This window comes from Paracoccus fontiphilus, from assembly GCF_017356265.1.
Taxonomy (GTDB): domain Bacteria; phylum Pseudomonadota; class Alphaproteobacteria; order Rhodobacterales; family Rhodobacteraceae; genus Paracoccus; species Paracoccus fontiphilus.
The window spans coordinates 1-3,506 of the sequence record NZ_JAFNAW010000133.1; the positions used below are offsets into that span (position 1 = coordinate 1).

At 69.1% G+C, this 3,506-nt stretch carries 6 protein-coding genes; 3 read left to right on the forward strand and 3 right to left on the reverse strand.

The window, feature by feature from the left end; all coding sequences use genetic code 11:
- Positions 1-795 (reverse strand): NnrS family protein (locus tag J0F76_RS20200; protein ID WP_207472225.1); only part of this gene is annotated, 795 nt, incomplete at its 3' end.
- A 146-nt stretch (positions 796-941) separates the two neighbouring features.
- On the opposite strand from J0F76_RS20200, the gene J0F76_RS20205 reads away from it, so the two are divergent.
- From J0F76_RS20205 to J0F76_RS20215, 3 genes are all read left to right on the forward strand, one after another.
- The gene (locus tag J0F76_RS20205; protein WP_207472227.1) at positions 942-1,634 is read left to right on the forward strand and encodes a cyclic nucleotide-binding domain-containing protein; all 693 of its coding nucleotides are present in this window, start codon (positions 942-944) and stop codon (positions 1,632-1,634) included.
- Positions 1,635-1,748: 114 nt separating this feature from the next.
- On the forward strand, positions 1,749-2,177 hold the full coding sequence (locus tag J0F76_RS20210) for a pseudoazurin (RefSeq protein ID WP_377706953.1): 429 nt from the start codon (positions 1,749-1,751) through the stop codon (positions 2,175-2,177).
- 62 nt (positions 2,178-2,239) lie between these two features.
- A complete protein-coding gene (locus tag J0F76_RS20215) occupies positions 2,240-2,956 on the forward strand; it encodes a Crp/Fnr family transcriptional regulator (protein ID WP_207472230.1) in 717 nt (238 codons plus the stop codon).
- On the opposite strand, the gene J0F76_RS20220 is transcribed toward J0F76_RS20215, so the two are convergent.
- Together J0F76_RS20220 and J0F76_RS20225 are read right to left on the reverse strand one after the other, a co-directional pair.
- A complete protein-coding gene (locus J0F76_RS20220; RefSeq protein ID WP_242690480.1) occupies positions 2,949-3,185 on the reverse strand; it encodes a cytochrome C oxidase subunit IV family protein in 237 nt (78 codons plus the stop codon). The genes J0F76_RS20215 and J0F76_RS20220 overlap by 8 nt on opposite strands.
- Positions 3,186-3,197: 12 nt before the next feature.
- Positions 3,198-3,506, reverse strand: a 309-nt coding sequence (locus J0F76_RS20225; protein ID WP_207472232.1) for a cytochrome c oxidase subunit 3, incomplete at its 5' end; no start/stop codon positions are given.

Sequence of the window (3,506 nt, forward strand, 5' to 3'; positions counted from 1 at the left end):
CCAGCGCGCCAGCCGCGCGGCGTTCAGCACCGAGGCGACAAGGACGGCCGCCGTTGTCGCCGCGGCCTCGGGCGCGAAGGTCCAGGCGGCAAGCGCCAGGGCCGAGCAGGCGATCACGCCCATGTCGAAGCGGTCATAGGGGGCGGGCATCCGTTCGGCGCCCCGCTGCTTCAGCCAGTTGCGGGTGAAGCTGGGGATGATGCGCCCGCCGATGATCAGCACCAGGGCCACATAGCCCGCGACGGCGGCACGCAGCCACAGCTGCGGATCGCCCCCTGTCAGGACGGCGGCGTGAAAGCCCAGGTTCCCCGCCATCACGGCGGCGCAGCCCCCCAGGACCTTCAGGTCGTTCCACTTGCGGCCGGCGACGATCTCGCGGCCGGCAATCGCCAGAAGGGCCGGCAGGAAGGCCGCGTCGATCAGCGCGGCCAAGGGTGCGCCGGTCAGGGCCGCGCCCGCCATGGCCAGCCGGCCCGCGGCCCAGATCGCCGCAAGCGCGATCAGGGGTTTGCCCGACACGGGCAGGCTGCCCGTCCAGTTCGGCACCGCGGTCAGCAGGAACCCGGCCAGGACCGCCGGGGCAAAGCCCCAGACCATCTCGTGCGCGTGCCACAGGGGGGCGCCGAAATCCCCGCCCAGGGGCCGCCCATGGGCCAGCGCCGCGATCCACAGCGCCATGGCCGCCACGGCCCAGATCGCGCCGCCCAGAAAGAACGGCCTGAAGCCATAGGACCACAGCGCCGCCCCGTCCTGTTTCAGGCCACGCGGAATGCGGGGGCGTTTGGAATCGGTCATGGCATCTACTCCTGTCGATTGGGGCCGGTCAGGTCAGCGATACGACGGAACGCCGCAAGCTCTTTGCGTTTGCGCAAGCTGCGGGCGCTTTGCTTTCGTCGCGTTTTGCGTCACCTAGGGACAAACCCCTTGGAAAGGCGCGAAGCGTGGCAATCGACATTTCCCTGGTGCGCAACCTGCCCCTGTTCCGGCAGATGGACCCTGCCGCCCTGTCCCGGCTGATGACGCGCGCCACCCCGCGCCGTGTCCTGTCGGGCGAAACGGTCTTCGAACAAGGCGCCGAGGCGGCGGCCTTCTACCTGCTGCTGCACGGGCGGCTGAAGGTCAGCCAGGTCACGCCCGACGGCCAGCAGGTCATCGTCCGCGTCGTCCATCCGGGCGACCTGTTCGGCTTTGCCCGCGCGCTGGCCCGGTCCGACTATCCCGGCACGGCGCGCGCGGCGGTCGAATCGATCGTGGTCAGCTGGCCCATGGCGGACTGGGACGCCGTCGTGGAAAACAATCCCCGCCTTGCCATCAACGCCATGCAGACCATCGGTCAGCGCCTGGACGAGGCCCATACACGCCTGCGCGAGATGTCCACGCAAGAGGTCGAGCGCCGCGTGGCCAACGCCGTCCTGCGCCTTGCCGAGAAGGCCGGCCGGAAAGAGGAGAGCGGCACGCGCATCGACTTTCCCATCACGCGCCAAGACATCGCCGAGATGACGGGCACCACGCTGCATACCGTGTCGCGGCTGCTGTCGGCCTGGGAAGGGCAGGGCCTGGTCGAGGGCGGCCGCCAGAAGCTGACGGTGATCGACGCCGAGGGCCTGGCGCGGATTGCCGATCCCGAGGGCTGACCCTCTGTCGCGTTGTTTGCGTTCGATCAAAGTAGGCGGGCGCGACTCGGACTAGATCACCTGGCAACGGACCACGATGGGTCCGCGCATTCAGGAGATCCACAGATGAAACGCATGACCCTTCTTGCCGCTCCGGCCCTTGTTCTCGCGCTTGCGGGCGCCGGCCTTGCCGCCGAGCACGAGGTCCAGATGCTGAACAAGGGCGAAGCCGGGATGATGGTGTTCCAGCCTGCCTTCGTGAAGGCCGAACCCGGCGACGTGATCCACTTCGTGCCCACCGACAAGAGCCACAACGTCGAAGCCATCAAGGACATCCTGCCGGAAGGCGTCGAGACCTTCAAAAGCAAGATCAACGAGGAATACTCGCTGACCGTGACCGAGCCGGGCCTTTACGGCGTGAAATGCACGCCGCATTTCGCGATGGGCATGGTCGGCCTGATCCAGGTGGGCGACGCGCCCGCGAACCTGGATGCCGCCAAGGACGCGAAGCTGTCGAAGAAGGCGCGCGAGCGCATGGACGCAGCCCTCGCGCAGGTCCAGTAGGCCTTGCCTTTGCGGGGCGGGCGCCGCCCGCCCCGGCTTTCCCTTTCCGAAAGGCCCGACCGATGAGCATCAAGCTGTCCGCCGCGCATCGCCAGATCGCCTGTCAATCGCGGCTTTTCGCATCCCTTCCGTCCGATCTCAGCGGCATGCTGCTGGACGCGTCCCATGTGGTGCGCCTGCAGCGGGGCCAGGTGCTGTTCCAGCACGGCGACACCGCCGCGGCCATTCATGTCGTGGCCGACGGCTGGATGAAGCTTTACCGCATTGCCCCGAACGGGGCCGAGGCCGTGGTGGGCGTGATGACCCGCGGCCAGGGCTTCGGCGAGCCCATCGCGCTGCGCCGCGCCGCTTATCCCGTTTCGGCCGAGGCGGTGACCGCCTGCGAGCTGATCGTCGTCCCTGCCCGCCTGTTCCTGGATCTGCTGAAGACCCACCCCGAGGCCGCGATCTCGATCCTGTCGGCCACGTTCATGCACCTGCAGGGTTTGGTCGAACAGATCGAGCAGCTGAAGGCCCGGTCAGGCGCGCAGCGCGTTGCCGAATTCCTGCTGGAGCTTTGCCCCGAAGGCGCCGAAAGCGCCACGGTCGTGCTGCCCTATGACAAGGCGCTGATCGCGGGCAGGCTGGGCATGAAGCCCGAAAGCCTCAGCCGCGCCTTCGGGCGCCTGCGCGAGCTGGGCGTGCGGGTGAACCAGTCCAGCGCCGCGATCGCCTCGGTCTCGCGGCTTGAGGAACTGGCCCAGGCCGACGCCTTCGGCGCGCTGAGCAAGGTCATCTGAAGGCCAGGGCCGCCAGCGCCCACATGGCCGCCATCCACAGCGCCAGCGGCACCGTCACCGCGCCCAGCCAGCCGGGCGCCCCCCGCAGGTGCAGGAACCCGCCAAGGATCGCGCGGGCCTTCAGCCATGCCAGCACCAGAAACCCCGCCATCGCCGCCACGCCCGGAAGGGGCGCCAGCAGGACCGTGGCGGCCGTCAGCGCGATCAGCGTCGCCCAGGTGCGGTTCATCGGTCCCATGTCCTATCCCATCAGGTAGATCGGCGGCAGGATCATCACCCAGACCAGATCGACCATGTGCCAGAACATCGCGCCGGCCTGCACCGCGTCGGGCCGCACGCGAAGGGCGACAAGCGCCAAGACCGCCACGCCCGCGATCACGTGGGCGGCGTGAAAGCCGGTCAGCAGGAAATAGAAGGTGAAGAACGGGTGGCTGTCCATGCCCGCCCCCGCCGCGAGGTCGCGGCCGTATTCCAGGGCTTTGACCGCCAGGAACGCGACCCCGCCCCCCGCCGCCAGAGCCAGCCCCCTGCGCGCGCCGCGCCGGTCGCC

Bases quoted from the DNA above. Each gene is read 5' to 3' on its own strand.
- J0F76_RS20210 (WP_377706953.1), top strand. From the start codon at position 1,749: ATGACCCTTCTTGCCGCTCCGGCCCTTGTTCTCGCGCTTGCGGGCGCC.
- J0F76_RS20215 (WP_207472230.1), top strand. From the start codon at position 2,240: ATGAGCATCAAGCTGTCCGCCGCGCATCGCCAGATCGCCTGTCAATCG.
- J0F76_RS20220 (WP_242690480.1), bottom strand. From the start codon at position 3,185: ATGAACCGCACCTGGGCGACGCTGATCGCGCTGACGGCCGCCACGGTC.